This is a genomic window from Mesorhizobium sp. 113-3-3 (assembly GCF_016756495.1).
Classification (GTDB): Bacteria; Pseudomonadota; Alphaproteobacteria; order Rhizobiales; family Rhizobiaceae; genus Mesorhizobium.
The window spans coordinates 6908475-6926079 of the sequence record NZ_AP023243.1 but is presented as its reverse complement, the minus strand read 5'-3'; the positions used below and the strand labels follow the sequence as shown (position 1 = coordinate 6926079).

23 protein-coding genes and 1 pseudogene are annotated in these 17605 nt (G+C 56.8%); 11 read left to right on the top strand and 13 right to left on the bottom strand.

Annotated elements, in window-relative coordinates; genetic code table 11:
- Positions 1-100: 100 nt before the first annotated feature.
- Positions 101-400, bottom strand: a complete 300-nt coding sequence (locus JG746_RS33320; protein WP_202356186.1) for a DUF1236 domain-containing protein — start codon at positions 398-400, stop codon at positions 101-103.
- Between the two features lie 222 nt (positions 401-622).
- Here JG746_RS33320 and JG746_RS33315 point away from each other — a divergent pair, with 222 nt between their 5' ends.
- A complete protein-coding gene (locus tag JG746_RS33315; RefSeq protein ID WP_202356185.1) occupies positions 623-973 on the top strand; it encodes a hypothetical protein in 351 nt (116 codons plus the stop codon).
- 14 nt (positions 974-987) lie between these two features.
- Here JG746_RS33315 and JG746_RS33310 read toward each other — a convergent pair whose 3' ends face one another.
- Positions 988-1227, bottom strand: coding sequence for a hypothetical protein (locus JG746_RS33310; RefSeq protein ID WP_202359546.1), 240 nt, complete (start codon positions 1225-1227; stop codon positions 988-990).
- Positions 1228-1633: 406 nt separating this feature from the next.
- Here JG746_RS33310 and JG746_RS33305 point away from each other — a divergent pair, with 406 nt between their 5' ends.
- The 3 genes from JG746_RS33305 (at position 1634) to JG746_RS33295 (ending at position 2831) form a co-directional block, all read left to right on the top strand.
- On the top strand, positions 1634-1885 hold the full coding sequence (locus JG746_RS33305; RefSeq protein ID WP_202356184.1) for a hypothetical protein: 252 nt from the start codon (positions 1634-1636) through the stop codon (positions 1883-1885).
- Positions 1886-2140: 255 nt separating this feature from the next.
- The gene (locus tag JG746_RS33300) at positions 2141-2341 is read left to right on the top strand and encodes a hypothetical protein (RefSeq protein ID WP_202356183.1); all 201 of its coding nucleotides are present in this window, start codon (positions 2141-2143) and stop codon (positions 2339-2341) included.
- 10 nt (positions 2342-2351) lie between these two features.
- On the top strand, positions 2352-2831 hold the full coding sequence (locus tag JG746_RS33295) for a hypothetical protein (protein ID WP_202356182.1): 480 nt from the start codon (positions 2352-2354) through the stop codon (positions 2829-2831).
- Between the two features lie 234 nt (positions 2832-3065).
- On the opposite strand, the gene JG746_RS33290 is transcribed toward JG746_RS33295, so the two are convergent.
- The 4 genes from JG746_RS33290 to JG746_RS33275 all read right to left on the bottom strand — a co-directional run bounded on the left by JG746_RS33290 (position 3066) and on the right by JG746_RS33275 (position 5420).
- The gene (locus JG746_RS33290; protein ID WP_202356181.1) at positions 3066-3620 is read right to left on the bottom strand and encodes a hypothetical protein; all 555 of its coding nucleotides are present in this window, start codon (positions 3618-3620) and stop codon (positions 3066-3068) included.
- Positions 3595-4206 (bottom strand): hypothetical protein, encoded by a 612-nt coding sequence (locus tag JG746_RS33285; protein WP_202356180.1) that lies wholly within the window; start codon positions 4204-4206, stop codon positions 3595-3597. The genes JG746_RS33290 and JG746_RS33285 overlap by 26 nt, the downstream gene beginning before the upstream one ends.
- 21 nt (positions 4207-4227) lie before the next feature.
- Complete coding sequence (locus JG746_RS33280; RefSeq protein WP_244730606.1) at positions 4228-4989, bottom strand: thermonuclease family protein; 762 nt, start codon at positions 4987-4989, stop codon at positions 4228-4230.
- Between the two features lie 92 nt (positions 4990-5081).
- Entirely contained in the window at positions 5082-5420 is a 339-nt protein-coding gene (locus tag JG746_RS33275) for a hypothetical protein (RefSeq protein WP_202356179.1), read from the bottom strand.
- 349 nt (positions 5421-5769) lie between these two features.
- On the opposite strand from JG746_RS33275, the gene JG746_RS33270 reads away from it, so the two are divergent.
- From JG746_RS33270 to JG746_RS33255, 4 genes are all read left to right on the top strand, one after another.
- On the top strand, positions 5770-6219 hold the full coding sequence (locus JG746_RS33270; RefSeq protein WP_202356178.1) for a hypothetical protein: 450 nt from the start codon (positions 5770-5772) through the stop codon (positions 6217-6219).
- A gap of 216 nt (positions 6220-6435) precedes the next feature.
- A complete protein-coding gene (locus JG746_RS33265) occupies positions 6436-6786 on the top strand; it encodes a hypothetical protein (RefSeq protein ID WP_202356177.1) in 351 nt (116 codons plus the stop codon).
- Between the two features lie 540 nt (positions 6787-7326).
- A complete protein-coding gene (locus JG746_RS33260; protein WP_202356176.1) occupies positions 7327-7677 on the top strand; it encodes a hypothetical protein in 351 nt (116 codons plus the stop codon).
- A 24-nt stretch (positions 7678-7701) separates the two neighbouring features.
- On the top strand, positions 7702-8148 hold the full coding sequence (locus tag JG746_RS33255) for a hypothetical protein (protein ID WP_202356175.1): 447 nt from the start codon (positions 7702-7704) through the stop codon (positions 8146-8148).
- A 551-nt stretch (positions 8149-8699) separates the two neighbouring features.
- On the opposite strand, the gene JG746_RS33250 is transcribed toward JG746_RS33255, so the two are convergent.
- Positions 8700-8918 carry a helix-turn-helix domain-containing protein gene (locus JG746_RS33250; RefSeq protein ID WP_202356174.1) on the bottom strand — a complete coding sequence of 73 codons (219 nt, stop codon included), beginning with the start codon at positions 8916-8918 and terminating at the stop codon, positions 8700-8702.
- A gap of 99 nt (positions 8919-9017) precedes the next feature.
- Between JG746_RS33250 and JG746_RS33245 the strand changes: the two genes are divergently transcribed.
- Complete coding sequence (locus JG746_RS33245) at positions 9018-9581, top strand: hypothetical protein (protein ID WP_244730605.1); 564 nt, start codon at positions 9018-9020, stop codon at positions 9579-9581.
- Between the two features lie 76 nt (positions 9582-9657).
- Here the strand turns inward: JG746_RS33245 and JG746_RS33240 are convergent, their stop codons facing one another.
- The 3 genes from JG746_RS33240 to JG746_RS33230 all read right to left on the bottom strand — a co-directional run bounded on the left by JG746_RS33240 (position 9658) and on the right by JG746_RS33230 (position 12333).
- On the bottom strand, positions 9658-10845 hold the full coding sequence (locus JG746_RS33240; protein ID WP_202356173.1) for a tyrosine-type recombinase/integrase: 1188 nt from the start codon (positions 10843-10845) through the stop codon (positions 9658-9660).
- A 97-nt stretch (positions 10846-10942) separates the two neighbouring features.
- Positions 10943-11602 (bottom strand): transposase, encoded by a 660-nt coding sequence (locus JG746_RS33235; RefSeq protein WP_202356172.1) that lies wholly within the window; start codon positions 11600-11602, stop codon positions 10943-10945.
- 14 nt (positions 11603-11616) lie between these two features.
- A complete protein-coding gene (locus tag JG746_RS33230; RefSeq protein WP_244730957.1) occupies positions 11617-12333 on the bottom strand; it encodes an excalibur calcium-binding domain-containing protein in 717 nt (238 codons plus the stop codon).
- 143 nt (positions 12334-12476) lie between these two features.
- On the opposite strand from JG746_RS33230, the gene JG746_RS33225 reads away from it, so the two are divergent.
- Complete coding sequence (locus JG746_RS33225; protein ID WP_202323969.1) at positions 12477-13823, top strand: IS701 family transposase; 1347 nt, start codon at positions 12477-12479, stop codon at positions 13821-13823.
- 72 nt (positions 13824-13895) lie between these two features.
- Here JG746_RS33225 and JG746_RS33220 read toward each other — a convergent pair whose 3' ends face one another.
- The 3 genes from JG746_RS33220 to JG746_RS33210 all read right to left on the bottom strand — a co-directional run bounded on the left by JG746_RS33220 (position 13896) and on the right by JG746_RS33210 (position 16763).
- On the bottom strand, positions 13896-14282 hold the full coding sequence (locus JG746_RS33220; protein WP_096453526.1) for a hypothetical protein: 387 nt from the start codon (positions 14280-14282) through the stop codon (positions 13896-13898).
- Between the two features lie 850 nt (positions 14283-15132).
- A complete protein-coding gene (locus JG746_RS33215; RefSeq protein WP_202356171.1) occupies positions 15133-15942 on the bottom strand; it encodes an SEC-C metal-binding domain-containing protein in 810 nt (269 codons plus the stop codon).
- A gap of 473 nt (positions 15943-16415) precedes the next feature.
- Positions 16416-16763: a hypothetical protein gene (locus tag JG746_RS33210; RefSeq protein ID WP_167434505.1), complete on the bottom strand. Its 348-nt coding sequence runs from the start codon at positions 16761-16763 to the stop codon at positions 16416-16418.
- A 106-nt stretch (positions 16764-16869) separates the two neighbouring features.
- On the opposite strand from JG746_RS33210, the pseudogene JG746_RS33205 reads away from it, so the two are divergent.
- Positions 16870-17112 (top strand): annotated as a pseudogene (locus tag JG746_RS33205) (GAF domain-containing protein); the annotation flags it as partial.
- Positions 17113-17605 lie beyond the last annotated feature (493 nt).

Sequence of the window (17605 nt, the reverse complement as noted above, 5' to 3'; positions counted from 1 at the left end):
TGTTGGCAAGGCGGGGAGGAGAGGAAGCGATCAAGTCGTCGCCACGGGTCCGGCCGCCGCCGTCCAGCTCCGCCGCCAAAGCGGCGGAGCAAGGCACAGGTCAGTCATAGACCTTCACAATTTTGCGAGTACCCGGGTCGACCAGAACTGTGTGTTTGTCGACCACCACATAGCGATATTTGACGTTCGGTACCTCGTGGAGTTCGACCGTGTCCGGCAGAGCTGTACCAACGTTGAGTTCCACTCCCGGAATCTTGATTGAAGCCAGCGGCTGCTTCTTCACGTATTCGCGCACGACGGTGTCCTGCTCAGGTGTGATGACAACATCCTCGGCCGCCGCTGCGCCTACGCCAGCAAACAGGACAAGCGCCGCCGCGGCACTGGTTAGGTGCATTCTCATACTTTTCTCCTCTTTGTTTCTGGCGACAGCACTATCGTCTGTCGGCCGGCTATCCGAACTTTCGGCCGACCGCATGGTTCCTGTGCGCGGACTTCAGTCGTACGTCGATCGGACCAAAGTCCCAACCCCCAAAACGGAAAGATCTTACGCCCGAAATGCACGCCCGATGCTAAGTTGACACATTAGAGGGAACTAAAATCAGGAAAGGACGCTTAGTAGCCTATGCGCACACGGGGCGTTCAAATCTTCACCGAACCGGTCTCACAGGACTATCTATCTGATGATCCGTTGGTGGCAACCCATATCTCCAACAGGCTTTTAAAGGCGGCTCATAACGCCACGACGACTGCGAAATCAGAGCCAGAAGAGGTGATAGAAGCGAAGAAAATTCCGAGCCGCGGAGTTGGAGCAAACAAAGAAGACAATGAAATTGCCGACCCTCTACTCCGTGTGATCGTGGCAGCCTACCGCAGTGACATTTTCCCCGTTCTTTTGCTCCTTGCAATCTATACGCTGGTAGCGTTCGGTGCGGCTCTGTTCGTTCTATTAGGATGGATACTGCATACTGCCTAGGAAACCGGATGTCCCTAAAAGGGCTTGCCTGCGCGCATCATGGCCCGAGCAATGGCAAGCTGTGTTTCCGTCCTGGCGTTCTCCTTCTGGGTCATGTTGTCGGCCGCGATCAGCCGCTTAAGTGACCGCAGAGTTTCACCACGCGACCATGCGGCTTCCAGCATGCAGTCGACGATAGCTTGAAAGCCGGGCTCCATCGCCTCCTGGCAGTCGATGGCACGGTCTGGATATTCGTCCGGTCGCCTTTGATGCAGGGTATTGTTGTTTGTTCAACTTTACCTTCGGCGAGCGGTATTGCGCGCCAGATCGGCATAAATGTCAGTTCGGTCGCCGTCATGCTTTTCGATCAGTTCCAACGTTTCCAGTCGTGTCATTTTGCCTAGTTTCATCAAAAACTCGAACTCATGCTTTGGTATTGAGGAAGCCAGCCGATCCAATTTCGTCCTCCTGCTCTCATTTCTGCCAATCATGGAAACCTCTTCAGCGGCTTGGACGAGGCAGGACAAGTCTGACCTCAAAATTGGCTGGCAGATGAGGGCGCGTTGTGCTGATCGCAGCCGTCTTTATCGCATCTAGGGGCAGGATAATCACCATGCGCGCTGTCCGTTCTGGCCAATTGGTTTTCCGAATAGGAAGAACCCGATTGCGCAATTGCTCTCAGTGCTGGTCAAGATGCTCGTTCCTATGGGTGGCATACCGGCCATGATCCCAAACGGCGATCCGATCGAAGCGTATTCCCAAGGTGAGATCAATTCAGCGGAATTGCGCCAACTCATGACATCGATCGAAAAGGCCCGGAATTTGGATGCCATTCACAAGGACGCCAGCGACGACAAGCAGACAACTACGCTTCCCAAAAATGTATCGGATGAAGAAGCGTCCGAAGTCTATCGTCGGATGATCAATGGCTAGGCAACCATGGCAGCAACGCAAAATGAGACGATGGCAATCCCGTCCTGCGAATTCGTTGATGAAACCTTTGCGGCATCCATCTTCGAATGGGACATGAGCAGGCTCTATTACATGCAGTCGTTCAATTCGTTTCCGATCCCGATCCGATACGGGAAAATGTTGGTGATCAGGACCGACGACATTGCACGATGGTCTAGGAACCGGCGTTACAGCGTCACTCGGTATTCGATTTAACCCGCACAAGGAAACATGACGATGCGCATAGCCTATTTCAACAACGCAAAGATCGAAGCCGAATGCTTGGACGGAAAGGTGATCAAGCTTCAAAATCTGAGCACCCGTGAGCAGCGCAATTTAGCCGGAAGCGAACCTTTTACAAATGGGAGGTTGGCAATCGTCTTCGGCGATTTTGAAGGCGATAGTCCAATCATTGCAGCCGTCGATTTTGATGAGTAGGGCAACAACAATGAACATCGGAACCAAATCGTTCCCCAACACCATATCGGCTCACGTGATCCCAATGGACTGCATCGTTGAGCTAGAGAGTGGGCGCATTAGGTGCATTTACGAACGCACTAACCACATGATCGCACCCGTAGCCGGAAAGCTTGGAATGCACGGCAGTTACAGCGACCAATCCCATTATGACGACATTCGCGGCACTCTCGAACTTTGCGACAAAGACGTGTTTGCGGTGATCTCTTGGTATCGTTCGAAACTTCCACATTTGACCATTCGGCAGTTTCGCCTGTCCACGGCGTTGCTCTTCGGCATGAAAGACGATGAATTCGGCGAAGCTTGGAAGCGAAGCCTTATGCGCATCCCGGATCGTCTCGAACCGGCTGGCTCGGCCTGCGGACAACAGTTTTGTAGACCGCGCATTGCCGGGCGCAGCCTAGCAGAGCTGCACGGCGAAGACACTATGAGGCTGGTCCAACTCCAATGACAAAAAGGCCAGATGGTTAGCGGAAAAGGTTGGTTGCTCTGGGAAGGGATTAGAAATCAATGCCTGTGGCGGAGGTGTTGTCCGCCAAAGGGAAAGGCAGGGTCACGAGCAGCAGATACCCGAACAGACGCTTACCCGGCGAGCGGCGGACGAATTCCCAATGGATGCAAACGCTCAACGACCCCCGCAGCCAAGGCGGTTGCGGCTAGGGGTATTGGCAGGGGTGATTTCGGACTACTTGGCGTCGGGTACGTTGAGTTTGTCCGGCGTGAGAAATATCTGAATCACTGCCACACCGTCCTTGTCGGTACCGACGATTGATTGGTTGCAATTTCGGATTTGCGTCACCCCGCCTATCGCAGCCATGACTTGGTCCGACAACTGCACGTCGTCCTTGCCAGCCTCATATGTCGACCCGACGGGAACGACCTTTTCGCCGGCCAATATCGGTGCAAACATCCCCCAAGTTTCGTCGGCGATTTGGCAGTTGACGCCGAACGGCGTCTGATCGGGCGGGGGCGCCACGCTGCAGTCGTGCTTAGTTCTCTGAAGCTTGCTGATATCCACGTCAAATTTCTTGCCGTAACAAGGCAGGAAAGTAGCATTAGACCCTTTGACTTCGGTCACGTAGCCGAAGAGAGTTGCATCATTGACTATTTCAAATGGGCCGTCTCCGGCGACAATCTTTGTGACTTTCTTTTTGGCAACCTGCACGGGTTCTTCGGCCATCACCAATTGCGATGATAGTATGACAAGAATGGAGCTAATTATAGCAAATTTGGCGCCCATTGACGTCCCTCCGAATTTCGTTGGCAGTGTATACTATACGACCGTCGTCATTGACGACGTACATTACTCCGCGATCGCACGGCGTTTGCGCGCTTCTGCAAAGCAGGAAAAGACGATTTGGCAATCCAATGATCTGGTGCATTCGCAAATCATGTTGGCATAGCTTGTATTCATCAGCCGTTGGGCCGCTAGAAGTTACGTTTGCGAACGCCTGAATCTTGTGCCCACGCCAGACATTTTCAGCCAGTTCGTTAGCCGAATTTTTGGCAGCATAAGAAATTACGAAAAGCGCGACAACTGGAATGCCGACGATGTACGACCACCAGAATAGTTGGTTCCGCACGCCGAACTTATAAACGATCGCAGCTGTGGCCATCACAATGACAGCAAAGATAATTAGCGTCCAAGATTGGAGGGGGCGGAACGCGTACACCAGCACGGTAGGGACGCCGATTTCGAGCTGAGTTGCGTCAATGCCAAACACGCCCACATATGATGATAGATATGCCCAGCCGCTAAAGTATACCAAGGCGGCCGGGACAACTGCCGCAATCGCCTCCAGAAACGCGACCTCTACGCCACCCATTGGTTCCCCCGACTGCATCTTTTACCGCTTTGACCGTCGCCAACCGGCCGCGACGGCTTCCGCTTCCGAGCAGAACCACCTTTCGCCCTTGGCTTCGGTGATTTTCGTAACGCTGTAAAACTTCTGTCCGGGCAGATGATAAATGCGCTCGCCGTCTGCCGAGATATTGCCTTTGATGTTGCAGGCAGCATTGCCGTTGCCGGTTGCCAAAAGCGGTGCAGTTGGCGTTTGTGCGTCGTCGCTATGCTGCGCTCGCCAGTCCCATGGGGCCTGAAACGATCCTACCCACAAACCAACCTTTGACGCCTCGGCTTTCGCCTGTAGCGCAGCATATGCGCCATTGCTGTATTTGGGCCAATCAAGCGCTTGACCGTGTTCGACCATCCATGCGGCCACGCTGGCGCCATCAGCTCGCATGCAGTCGCCAACGAAGCGCCCGTAGCGATCCCACGTGATGAATGCGCACTGGACCGGCTTAGATGCTGCTAGGAAGCCGTCCAGCGCTTCTGCGGAACGTCGGCCGCAGGGATATTCGAAACCCTTTGCGTCGTCACAATATTGGCGGCTCTCCGGTGCGTCGATCCCGTTGAAGCGGACGCGCTGCCCGTGGATCTCGATGGTATCGCCGTCGATAACTGACGCCACGCCGGAAATGTCTACTGGCCTTGGCTTGATAAGGTATTGCAGATTGATTTCCGATAATGTGCCGCTGTGGTGCATGACGAATTGCGTTGCCAAGACAGAAGCCGCGGCTACCGTCACCAGCACGAGGCGAAGCGGCACGCTTGCCCATCGCCTAGCGCGTGAGCGCTTCGCACCGATGCGCTTCCGCCATTGGTCAGAGCGATTGTCGTAGCGCGATCTGTCTATGCCAATCACATCGCACCGCCTGGACGGCTTTCAGCGGACCGCTTTCCACAATGGGAGCCGTCCGCCGCCATGCTGTTATCGGTCGGGCAGTTGCCAGAGTAGCCGCCACCGGCAGAAGCCGGCGATTTGTACTGCTGGATCACGGCGGCGGTGCGTTGGCCGTCACCCTCGATGTGCGTGTTGTTGCTGTTGGGATTGAAAGGATCGACGGTTTGCAGGAGCGAGTTCGTCCGGTTTGCATCGCCGGCAGCGAGCGTAACCGTGTCATAGTTGTTTATATAATCGGCAGCGCAGCCCGAAATTAGCACCGCAATTACGGCGATCGAAAACAAACGCCAGTGCATAAAAGTATCCCCCGATACCAAGATAGATCATGCACCCTTTGTATTTCATTGTCGAATCTGCCCGACGAACGACGAACGGTTCTTCCGCCACTGGCGATCTGCATCGTGTTGATGCACATTCGGCGGGCTGCTCTAGCGGTAAGGAGTTCTGGAAAACATGACGGTCCCGTCGCACTATACGAACCACTATATCCCCGTGAAGTTTTTCCTCTCGTCTTACCGGGCACTCTCCGATGGCCGCAGTGGCATCCATCACCTCGGAGACCAGATCACACAGGCCACGTTTCTATTGTCTGAGTGGAAGGTCATATGGATCGGGACCTGCGCTCTCCTAAGGACCGCAATAGACTTGTTTCAAGTCGATGCTAAGTCATGTCTATCTCCAGAACTTCGGCATGAAATTGCAGTCGAGTGGAAAGCCATAAAAGACAATAAAGATGACCATTCAATATTTTGGGAATTTCTCCGGCAGGAGCGCGACAACATTATCCACGAATACCAGTGGCGCGCCTATGAAACGTGGATAAAGCCTGATGGAACATTTCGAGATGGCGGGCTGTCGTTACTGGCATTGGCTGGTGACGACGCCAAGCTGGTACTGCTAATGCGAGGCGGACCTTTCGTGGGTAGAAACTCACTCGACTTGCTACAGGAAGGAGCTGATTGGGTAGAAGCACGCATCTTTGCGGCGATCCGCCGCGCTGGGTTTGACCCTGAAGAATCTCGCGGGCTCGTCAATTTCCAATCACCTCCGACCTTCAATGGTGGTGGAAGCATTCTGGGCGGGGACATCGCGTAGTTTATAGCGCAGCAAACATTCAAACCGGCGCGATACGACGAGTTAGCGTCGAGCGGTTAGTGGATTCGGTTAGTGGCGATGGAAAGCGCCTAGAATTCAACGATTTCGGCGGAGGGGTTCTCCGCCCTTGGGGCGTTGCGCCGTATATATATCACTGTGGACGCTTCTATGAAGCACCCGTACGATATATGATGGTCCACTAATTGGGAGGGTGAAATGAAAAGTTTGGTAATCGTAATCGGTCTGTTATTAGCTCCTGTTTCCGCGCAAGCGGCGTGTTTTGGAAGCGACGCATTTAAGACATGCACCGATGACAACGGAAATTCGTACAACGTGCAGCACTTCGGCAACACGACCAACATGACAGGCTACAATGCCAATACGGGGTCAACTTGGTCACAGAACAGCAACACGTTTGGCAACACCACTATTACTGATGGAACTGCTGCGGACGGGAACACCTGGCATATGCAGCAGCAGCGGATCGGCAACTCAACGTTTTATTCCGGCTCTGATTCAGACGGCAATGCAGTTAGTGGTTCTTGTGGACCTTACGGCTGCAACTAGAGGGTGACGAGTTGCCTCACCGCGCCAATTCGCGGATGGGCAGCAAACATTCAGACAGGCGCTAGGTTTTGCGACCGACGACGAATTTCCAACGAATCCACCGATTTGATAGTGACATGAACGCAACCGGCGCGGGGAAGCGCCGGAGTAAATTCTACTCCACTGGCGTTGTGCAATTCGTTGATGCACAATTCGCAACCCGCAATACGCCCATTGGCAGCAATATGTTGGTGCGGAACACCCGCTAAAGGAAATGATCGTGCTCAATGGCCACCTTCAGCAGCGGCTCGATGCGCTTTCAGGATCACGAAGACATCGTGAGCGACGAAACCAGATTGCCGCAACCGGAATATTCAACACCGTCCAGCGTGTGCCGCGCAACAGTCTACTCGCGACTTTGAGTAGGACAGCAGTCGTGTTATGTGGTGATTGCCGTGCGCGCACGTCCCGCAAGTGATTCTCAACGTGTTCCTTTGTCAATTTTGACCACGATGTTATAGGATGCGAGTGGATCATTCTCATAGGAGATCGGCCGAACAAATGGATCAGCCGAAGACCTTCAGCAAAGACGAGCTATTTACGCCCACGCTTCAGTATGCAGCCAATTTCTGGGCTCTTACAGCCATACAATGGCAAATCATAAATGGAATAAATGTATCCCAAGTAGGGATAGGCGCTTCAATTGGCATATTTCTGAAGTCGATCGTTGAGTTGGCGCAAAAATTTGTGAACAAAACTCAAGTATCTCTTGGTGATTTTATTGGTTTTGGAGTTGGTATATTTTTGATATTGGTGTTTGTGGCAATTGGGCGGTTCCTAAATAGGCAGCGAAACAAACTGAAAAAGAAGATTTCTGATCATCTTCTAAGTGATCAGGAAGTCGGCATCTAGATACCCAAAGGGACATTCATTGACATGGAAGACGAGGAAATCCCAACGGGCTACCACCCCTATCGGGTGCTGAATTTTTGCGGCAACCGTCTCGACGGCGTGAAATATGTCATTGAGATTAGCGGACACCATCCGCTTCTGATCGGAAGCGGCATGTTTCCAACGGTATGGCTTTTGGCTCCGACCGATATCACACGCAAGGTGTGGTCCTACGTAGTCGAAGGCAATAGGTCCCGGCATCCGAAATTCCGCGTGAATGTGGGCGGCACTACCACGCAGGTCATAGCAGATGGAAGACCCGTATTGGTGGTCACATCCCGATCCGATCGCGAGGCAGAAGTCACTTCGGTTGATCTGGAGCCAATCGGCTTAAGAGTGAAAGGCGACCGAAACGGTCTTGCAGTCGGTGGAACCAAAATCGTTGCCAACTCAATGGTGGGTGGGAATGTGTTTGTGGCGTTGTCCATCTAAAGATTGAAAGTCGGGTTTGTGACTCCGGTCGCAACATTCGGGTGTGCATACCGTTGGGTGGGATGGTGCCGCCTGAGGGACTCGAAGCCCCGATCAATAGTTTACAAAACTACTGCTCTACCAGACTGAGCTAAGCCATACGCTTGCCCCCGAAATTTCGTTTCACCAGAATCTGTGGTTAGTAGGTTGGTTAGTTGGTCACTAACCGAAAATCGCCAACCCCCATGATTATCTAGCGTTTCAGGGATTGACTTGGCGGAGGGAGTGGGATTCGAACCCAGTCGCCGAAAATAGGCAGCTACGCTCGGACAATTCCCAGGCAAGGTCCGCTTTTGGATGTCGGCCATCGTAGTTCTAACGACCTACATGAGGCGTGAAGCCGCTGTTCTGAATGCGTGCACCAAGCCGGTTTCAGGATCGCACATCTCCATTGCGACCAACCAAGATGAGCCGGAAGCGACGCATGCTGTGCCGCTCGCTACGGCGCTGCTTGTGCGCGCGCTCGCGAGCGGCCAGGCGCGGGCGATTCATGACCGACACGCTAGACCGCGCTAGCTGTCTTCATCCGGCTTTACTAATTCGACGTGGCTGACACCCAACGCCTGGGAGAGTTCGAAAAGAGTGATGACAGTAGGATTGCGTCGACCACGTTCCAGACTGCTTAGGTATTGCTGGCTGTAGCCCGACCGGGCTTCCACCTGCTCCTGCGTCAGGCCTTTCTCCCTCCGAAGCCGGGCAAAGTTCTTTCCGACCAGTTGACGCATATCCATGCGCCACATTCGCCGTTTACATACTTTAAGGTTATCAACTATAGTATGTATTTTCGGACCGGTCGAATGACCGTGCCGGAATTGGTTAGGAGTTGTTCGATGCTGCCAAAGACCACACCCACGTTCTCTGAGCCCATCGCTCGGGCGGCTGCCATCCAGAATGCAAGTGATCCCGCTTTGAGCCTGTGGGCCGACTGGCGCCGCGCTCGGCATGTGTCGCTGGTCCTTTGTCGGGTGCAGCAGCGGTTGGAGACGCGAATGATGGTCAATCCCGGAATTCCGGTATTGACAGATGGAGAACAGAAAACGCGTCGAACTTCGGTGGCCGCGTCGGTGGAGGGATCGGAATATGCGGTGGTTAGCGAGGCCGAGGTGTTTGCGATGACCGAGGCACTCCGATTTCAGGATGCGATTCCCAACGTCGCGGCTCAGTCTCTCGTGGGTATCGTGGCAAAACTGGAAATGATTGTTGGCGCCGACCGGGACATTGGCGACCCGACGGATTTTCCATGGCCGCACATCGCATCCGTTCTGCGCGACCTGAAGGCAATTGCTGGCGATATGCCGACCTACCGGTTAAACCGGGCTGCTACCCGCGCGGATGTGGCGCGGCATCGGAAAGAAGCAACCAAACTCGTCGCGGCCTTGGAGGCGCACGGTTGAACGGCTCAGGTACCTATATCGGCAGCGATCAACGCCAACACGGAGACAGCGATCCGATCTTGGAATGCGTTTAAGACTAATGGTTCGCCTTCAACGCGTCTAGCAGATCTCCCCACTCCTGCATTAGCGTGACACGTTGCTCCCAATAGGTCGCTCGGTTGTAGGTCCGCCGGATGGCGTTCTTGTCCTGGTGCGCCAGGACAGCTTCAATCACGTCTGGATCGTGGTCGCGGGCGTTGAGGATGGTGCTGGCGGTCACCCGGAAACCATGAGCGGTCACTTCGTCCTTTCCGTAGCCCATACGTCGTAGCGCAGCGTTCATGGCGTTCTCGGAAAGCGGCCGTTTTGTGGAGCGGATCGAAGGAAAGACCAGGCCACCGTCCTCTGAGAGCTGCCAGACCTCTTCCAAGACCGAAAGCGCCTGTTTGGACAGTGGCACGTCGTGCGGAGCACGCATCTTCATACGCCCGGCCGGAATATGCCAGACGGCCTTTTTTCGGTCGAACTCGTCGCGCGTGGCGCCCCGTACTTCGCCGGGACGGACACAGGTGAGGGCAAGAAACTGGAGGGCGGCTTTGATGGTGGGCCAGCCGTCGTATTCGTCTACCGTCATCAGGAGCTTGCCGAACTTCTTTTCATCGGTGATAGCGGCACGACCGTTGACTTTCGGCGGCTGGAGAGCGCCCCGGAGGTGTAGGGTTGGATCGGCCTCTGCCCGTAAGGTGACAATGGCCAAGCGGAAGACGCTGCCTATCACGCCGCGTAAACGCCGCGCTGTCTCTCTTCGACCACTCTTGTCGATCTTCTGGAGGAGTTGGAAAATTTCGGCTGGAGTGATCTCGTTAATGGGGCGTTTGGCGAGTGGGCCGGCCAGATCTTCCAGGAGCCATTTGGTTTTGGTGATGGTAGCCGCCGAAGCGTCCCGTTCCTCCATCCGCGTGACATACTCCTCGGCGACCAAGGCGAAGGTGGTGCGCGCTTCCGTGATGGCGGCAGTCTTCTCCTCTTTGCGTTTCGTGGAGGGGTTGATGCCGGCGATCAACAGCCTCTTGGCGTCGTCGCGCTTTCCTCTCGCGTCGAGAAGTGACACCAGCGGGTATTTTCCAAAGGAGAGGATATTTTCCTTCTCCAGGTAGCGGTACCGAAGTTGCCAGAGTTTGGAGCCGTTGTTCCGGACGAGGAGATAAAGCCCGTCGCCATCAGCAAGACGATACGGCTTGTCTTTAGCCTTAGCGTTTTTGCAGGAGAAGTCGGAGAGAGACATGGGTAACGGACCTTCAGGGTAATGGGTAACGTCTAAATCGTTACCCACAAACCGATGCGTTGCAACGGTACCCGGTGGGTCACCATAAACCGACAAACTAGGCTAAGCCATTGATTTGTATTGATTGGTGAGACGTCGTGAGAAGCGATGGGAAAGTGAAATGGTGCCCAGAGGCGGAATCCAAGTAGAGGAAATTTGAATTCGTTTTCAATCGCCTCGGCATGGAGCAATAGCAGCGCGGACCAACAAAAATACCAACAAAATATTTCTGTGGATTGGTTCGGTTCCCGAATAATGCCCTATCCATCCATGACACTGCATCAAGGTCGCGGTGCCGTTTCCTCCAATAGCGGGACGAGGAAAGAGCAGCAAATATCCTCCTATTATGCTGGCATGGGTCGACCACCCGGAATTGGAGAACTGCAATCAGGTAGTCGGTATCCCAGGTCGCGAGTTTTCGCTTTCCCTTGATGGATTGTTTTCCGGACATGGCTCGGATGAGGTTGAGGGCGAGGTGGCGGACCATGGCCATGTTTGTGGCGCCGTGGCTGCGGCGCAGGCGGGACTGATCATCCTTGAATTGGACATCGAGAACCCAGCGTAGCCCGTTCTCGATCCCCAATGGGGCGGCCTCGGCGAAAGTTTTTGCGGTGAGGATGCGAGAGGAGATGTAGCATCGCCGCTCGACCCTGACCTCGGCGCTGGTCTCGATGTGGGTCTCGACCATGTCGATGGGGCTGGGGCCTTTGAAGCGCAACTCAGGGCGCCGCGTTAGCACAACGTCTCGCACGCCACGCCGTCGCCGTCCCGATCCAGCTTCCGGCCCCAAGGGCAGTTGCTGAGATACCATTGGGCTTCCTCACAGGAGCCGATCTGCGAACAGGTCCGCCGTGGCTGGCACGAATAGCTCTGCGCGACCTGTTGGCGGCTGATGCCGAGCGGCTGGCTCGACGGAGCCGCGCCGTCTGCATGCTCCGTGCGCCAATCCCACGGCGACTGAAACTTGCCGACCCAAATGCCGACTTTCGACGCCTCGGCCGTCGCCTGCTTCTCTGCGTAGGTGCCGTGGCTGTAGCGGGGCCAATCCAGCGCCTGGCCGTGCTCGACCATCCAGGCGGCAACGCTGGCGCCATCGGCGCGCCGGCAGTCGCCGATATAGCGATGATAGCGGTCCCAGGTCACGAAGGTGCATTGCACCGGCTTCGAGGCTGCCAGGAAGCCGTCCAGCGCGGCGGCCGATCGCCGCCCGCAAGGATAGTCGGCCCCGCTCGCATTTTTACAAAGCTGCTGGCTCTCCGGCGCGTCGATGCCGTTGAAGCGGATGCGCTGGCCGTGGATTTCGATCGTGTCGCCGTCGATGACGGATGCCACGCCGGCAATCGTCGCCAGGCCCGCGCTGGTCCAATTCGGCAGATGGAGCTCGGGCATGTGGTCGCTGTGTTGCATGGCCGTTTGCGCAGCCAGAGCGCCAGCCGCGGCCACTGTCACCAAGATCAGGCGCCTTTGCACCACGCCAAGTGGCCTCCGGCGAGGCGATCGCATTCTACGCAGCATGCTAGTACTACTGTGTCATAAACTTCGTTAACGATTGATTGCGAGAATGGCGATTCAAGCTTCAAATGGAGGGAGCGATGAATCTCCGAGACGGAATCGAAACGAGTGAATCGCGTTTTGCGGCCTATGTCGAGACGCTCGCCTCGGCATTGGGTCATGCTGACCGGGTGGCGCCGCTGAAGGCCTATTGCACCGGGCTGCTTTTGCCAGGCGAGCGCAAGAGCGTCGAGCCGATGGCGGCACGGGTGGAGCCTGGGCGTGTTCAGGCGGCGCACCAGTCTCTGCATCACTTCGTGGCGAAAGCGGACTGGTCGGATGATGCCGTGCTTGGCGTCGTGCGGGCGCAGGTTCTGCCGGCACTTGAGGGTCAGGGGCCGATCCGCGCCTGGATCGTCGACGACACCGGCTTTCCCAAGAAAGGCAAGCATTCGGTGGGTGTGGCGCGGCAGTACTGCGGCCAGATCGGCAAGCAGGACAACTGCCAGGTCGCGGTCAGTCTGTCGGTTGCCACCGAACAGGCGAGCCTGCCGGTCGCCTATCAGCTCTATCTGCCGGAAGGCTGGGCCAACGACCCTGACCGGCGCGCCAAGGCAGGTGTGCCGGAGGATGTCATCTTCCGCACCAAGCCCGAAATCGCACTCGCGCAGATCCGGGCGGCGCTGGCGGCCGGCGTCTCGCCGGGCGTGGTGCTGGCCGATGCCGGTTATGGCAACGACAGCTCCTTGCGCACCGGGCTGACGGAGATGGGCTTGACCTATGTCGTCGGTGTCCAGTCCTCGATCCGTCTGTGGCCGCCGGACACGCAACCGCTGCCGCCCAAGCCATGGAGCGGCCGCGGCCGCCCACCTTCGCTCGTCCGACGCCAGGCCGACCACGCGCCCGTTTCGGCCAAGGACCTGGCGCAAGCGCTGCCCGAGGGCGCCTGGTGCCGCGTCACCTGGCGCGAGGGCTCCAAGGCGCCGCTCGCCTCGCGCTTTGCCGCCGTCCGCGTCCGCCCAGCCCATCGCGACTACTGGCGCTCCGCGCCACGAGCTGAGGAATGGTTCCTGATCGAGTGGCCGCAGGGCGAGGTCGAGCCGACCAAGTATTGGCTCTCGACCTTGCCGGAAGATACCGAACTCGCCGGCCTCGTCGACCAGGCCAAGCTGAGATGGCGGATCGAACGGGATTATCAGGAACTCAAGCAGGAGATCGGCCTTGGCCATTATGAGGGCCGAGGTTGGCGCGGCTTCCATCACCACGCCACGCTCGCGATCGCCGCTTACGGATTCCTAGTCTCCGAACGGAGTCTGATTCCCCCCTCAGCCCCACGCTCAGCGCCGCTCCTCAAGGCACCTGCGCTACCCGAAGATTATCGACCCCGCGGCGCCGCCGCTCCGTCCCGAACGCCACGTCAGCAATTCAATCGCCACCGTCAGGGTTAGACTCGCCCACGCCTTGGCGCGGCGTCTGCCACGATGTCCATGCTGCCAACATAGTTTTATGACACAGTAGTACTAGTTCGCCTCATGTCCGGTGCGGCCGCCCGGTTTCGCTTCGGCGGCACGTTCACCACAAGCCCGGCCTAGGCTGTCAACCCCATTGCGCAGATCGCATGGATGATTGCCAGAGTCCCCGCCGCCACCTTGGCGCGCACCTTGGCCTGGCGATGTCAGCGGGATTCCGCGAAAGGCCTGGATGACTCCAGCTGTTCGCTGGCCGTCGCCCTCGATATGCGTGTTCTGATTGTTCGGGTTGAACGGGTCGACTGTCTGGGCGAGACTATTGGCGCGATTGGCGTCGCCGGCAGAGAGCGTCACGCTGTCATAGTGATTGAGATAATCCGCTGCGCAGCCGCTCAATGCCAGAACGATGCCAAGGCAGATCGCCAGGTTCCACTGCATGGCCCCTAGACCGGCGCCGGGTTTATGCCGGCGGCTCTCAGTTGCGCACCAAGCTTCGCTCGAGTCCCACACGCGGCCTTGTCGCCGGCGACGCACTTGTTATTCGCGTCTGACCAGTCCAGCAGCGCCGTATTGATCCAGCTGCCAGGTGCGCGCTGGATCCCATAGGGTGTCGGTGGCGCGCCACCAGCAACGGCTGGAGCTGCCGTGGCACCCTGGCCATGCGGGGCACGCTTCCACCCGCTTAGGATGAGGCAGTTCTTCATATACTGGTCTTCGGCAGCCAAGTTGCCGAGGGCATTGCCGATTCCGGCCCCCGCAACAAAGCCCGGGGACCCGATAGCAATATAGCCTTGGTCAACCGACCCCTTATGCATTTCGCATTGAGCGTGGGCGACGTCGAAACTAGGCCCGTAGCCTATTTGCATGTAGTCGGCTTGATTGCTTGTTTGACAGCCGCCCAGCGCTGCCGTGGCACCAAGTGCCACAAATGCTTTTATTCTCATCCCCCAGCCCTCCCAAGGCCGAGTTAGCATCTCCTAAAGTTGAATTTGGTGCAAGAGTGATGAACAAATCTGGTAAATTCCACCTGCTGGCAGTTCGTAGACTTCCCTCTTACGACGGATATACCCCGTTATTTTATCCATCATTCCGTGGGATTGAAGATGCGAAACAGCGAATTGGCGCAACGGCTATGCAAGGGCTGGACCCCATGGGCCAAGGGTCCAGGCGACCACGATATTGAGAAAATATGGTGGGCGGCCCGCGTGTTGCTGCATTTTCCGAAGCTGAACTTCTCGACATAGTTCGACGGCTCGGAAGTCGTCGGCACCTGGCATTGGGGATTTCGTCAGAAGCGGAATGCTTTTCCCTCTGACCCGATCGAGCATCTCTTACGGGATGTAGAGCTAAGGATTCCCCTTACGTCCGCGACATGAGCCCGCAGAGTAGAGTGAACCCCTAGCATGGGGGGTGGGGGATTTTGTCCTCCTTCGGCGATCAACACTGCAATTTCGGCGGGAGGGGCTCGATCAAAGATGCCGAGACCGAGATTACGGCTTTTGAAGGCGTGCAGAATCGACGGGAAGGGTAGCTTCAGATCATGCGGCCGGCAGCATTCGCCATAGCGCCGATTTGATCCGCAGTTGCAAAGCTCGGCCTCCTTAAACTGGGTTAGCCGATAATAGGGATCAGCTTGGCCCAGTTCATCCAGCATCGCATACTGGCGTCCCGGCCACCGATCAAACACCACCAAATGAAGCTGGCGAAGCGCCCATACGCTATAAAGGTCCAGCAACGTGCACAAATCACTGCCTGGCGACCAAGCTTTATCGAGCATGGGGTGATAAGCGCACACCGAGCCGTCAGGGAAATTGGTATGTCGCGGGCCGATCCATTCGACCTGCCCATCTTGCTGCCAGAACGCCCATCCACGCGGCTCGACCGGTGGCGTTTCTGGTAGGGCAATAAGGAATATGGCTTCTCGCGATAAGCCATCTATCACTTGGCTGCGAGCGAGAAGCCATACTCCATGGTCATCGGGGAGGAGTGTTGCGCCGGGGTATGCCCGTTGCACATTCTCTAGCTGCCCGGCGTAGTTGCCGGCGAGGCTGATGCGTCTTTGCGACCGGGATCGATCCTCGAGAAGTGAGCTGCGCAACACTTCCGATCCGAAGCATCTCGCGCGCTGGCGCTCGGAATGGCCCTGTCGGCCCGAGATGTGTCTCGCCTGGCAGCCGCCGCCTCAAACCATCGTTGATTTGCAGATCCTTGGCGCGCTGTGCAATTTGGCGGACCATGTATCGATCAATGGAGCGGATCAGCTTGCTTCTAATGGCCGCCGTATGCTTTTCGGGCGTCGCACCTGATTTCCTTCAAAAAGAGATGCAAGAAGCGTTCGATCCGGCACTGACCCTTAAGCGGGGGGCTGGTTTGAGCCGATGCCGGACCGAACTGTCAGGGCAACGCCGGCTTTCTGGTGGGGCATTGCGACCACGTCGCGGCTAAAACGTGGCGATAATGTGATACGGAATCACCGATTCCAACACGCACTTCGAAAATGTGACCTAGACGTTTGGGAAACGGCGCAGCGCAGCTGGTCGGCGGGGCAGGGGGCCATCAGCCGCTCCGCGGTCAAGACCTTGTCGCGATTGTGAATGAAATCACGCCGGAGTCGCGGTCGGCCCACGTAGATGACATCGTCGCGATGGCGGTCGCCACGCCACTGTGCCAGCTTTGCCAGGAGCTGATTAGGCTGATGGCCCGGGCCATCAGCACCGGCACCGCGGGGACGCCGGGGCAGACATTCTGCCGTTCGATATCATCTACCGGAGCTATATGAAACTGATGGAATTCTATCATGAGCGCAGAGTTTCCTTTCGCGAATGAAAGAAAGCTCGATTGACTCTCCCGCCCCATTCCGGTCTCGTGAATCAACGTGCGGTTGCGGCGTGCAGAAGTCAGTCGACGGTCGCGATTCATGAAAGGAAACCCATGGCAAGGCATCGCTCCGCTGTGCACTCGACCACGTTGCGGCGCCCCGACTTACGGCCAGGGCGTTTTTCGCGCTTGCCCGTGACCAGTCAAAATCCGCAACCAAGCGGTGGATCCGGCTTTCAACGCCGCCGACAAGGACGTGCTCGGGGCGTCCGACAACATGAAAGTGTCGTTCATCGGCGTACCCGTTCGCGTCGATGCGAACGTCGTGGGCACCCCGACCATCGACCGCATTCTGGACAACAAATCAGGTTCCCTCCTCGATTACGACCTCCGCCTCCTCACCACAATCGCCAATCTGGTTGGGCAGACAGTGAAGCTGCATCGCATGTTCCTGGCAGCGGGAGCGTCAATCGGCTGAAACGACTTTGACTGCTGCCACGGACAGTGTTTTCCGCAACGCCGTGGAAGAGCGGACCGGGCACCAAGGTGCTGCAACTGGGGCCGATGATGCCAGACAAGGCCGGCCACGCGGCCGACTGAGGCTGCTCCTTGGGCCGCCGCTACGGTCCCGTCCGTCGTCAGGGACCAGGCACTGCTGGCGCCTGCCAGCGCAGCCTCTTTAAAGGTACGAGTATGTCAAATCGCGAGCGTGTCATCGCGGCCGTGGAGAGATGGCTCGGTGCAGGCAAAGGCGGCGCCTGCTTGGACCGACGCCGCGCCAGATTGGATACACGCTGAGGAAATACGGCATCAGATCAAGCGTCCTTGAAAGGCTGACCGAGGCAAATATCAGGGACAAATCAAGCGTTGGTGGTTGGCGGAGCCTTGGCCCGATGACGAGTGGATGCGGACTGAGCGTCGGGCCAATCCGACCCGGGAGGACA

Bases quoted from the DNA above. Each gene is read 5' to 3' on its own strand.
- JG746_RS33320 (WP_202356186.1), bottom strand. From the start codon at position 400: ATGAGAATGCACCTAACCAGTGCCGCGGCGGCGCTTGTCCTGTTTGCT.
- JG746_RS33315 (WP_202356185.1), top strand. From the start codon at position 623: ATGCGCACACGGGGCGTTCAAATCTTCACCGAACCGGTCTCACAGGAC.
- JG746_RS33300 (WP_202356183.1), top strand. From the start codon at position 2,141: ATGCGCATAGCCTATTTCAACAACGCAAAGATCGAAGCCGAATGCTTG.
- JG746_RS33295 (WP_202356182.1), top strand. From the start codon at position 2,352: ATGAACATCGGAACCAAATCGTTCCCCAACACCATATCGGCTCACGTG.
- JG746_RS33290 (WP_202356181.1), bottom strand. From the start codon at position 3,620: ATGGGCGCCAAATTTGCTATAATTAGCTCCATTCTTGTCATACTATCA.
- JG746_RS33285 (WP_202356180.1), bottom strand. From the start codon at position 4,206: ATGGGTGGCGTAGAGGTCGCGTTTCTGGAGGCGATTGCGGCAGTTGTC.
- JG746_RS33275 (WP_202356179.1), bottom strand. From the start codon at position 5,420: ATGCACTGGCGTTTGTTTTCGATCGCCGTAATTGCGGTGCTAATTTCG.
- JG746_RS33265 (WP_202356177.1), top strand. From the start codon at position 6,436: ATGAAAAGTTTGGTAATCGTAATCGGTCTGTTATTAGCTCCTGTTTCC.
- JG746_RS33260 (WP_202356176.1), top strand. From the start codon at position 7,327: ATGGATCAGCCGAAGACCTTCAGCAAAGACGAGCTATTTACGCCCACG.
- JG746_RS33255 (WP_202356175.1), top strand. From the start codon at position 7,702: ATGGAAGACGAGGAAATCCCAACGGGCTACCACCCCTATCGGGTGCTG.
- JG746_RS33250 (WP_202356174.1), bottom strand. From the start codon at position 8,918: ATGGATATGCGTCAACTGGTCGGAAAGAACTTTGCCCGGCTTCGGAGG.
- JG746_RS33245 (WP_244730605.1), top strand. From the start codon at position 9,018: ATGCTGCCAAAGACCACACCCACGTTCTCTGAGCCCATCGCTCGGGCG.
- JG746_RS33240 (WP_202356173.1), bottom strand. From the start codon at position 10,845: ATGTCTCTCTCCGACTTCTCCTGCAAAAACGCTAAGGCTAAAGACAAG.
- JG746_RS33225 (WP_202323969.1), top strand. From the start codon at position 12,477: ATGAATCTCCGAGACGGAATCGAAACGAGTGAATCGCGTTTTGCGGCC.
- JG746_RS33220 (WP_096453526.1), bottom strand. From the start codon at position 14,282: ATGCAGTGGAACCTGGCGATCTGCCTTGGCATCGTTCTGGCATTGAGC.
- JG746_RS33210 (WP_167434505.1), bottom strand. From the start codon at position 16,763: ATGAATCGCGACCGTCGACTGACTTCTGCACGCCGCAACCGCACGTTG.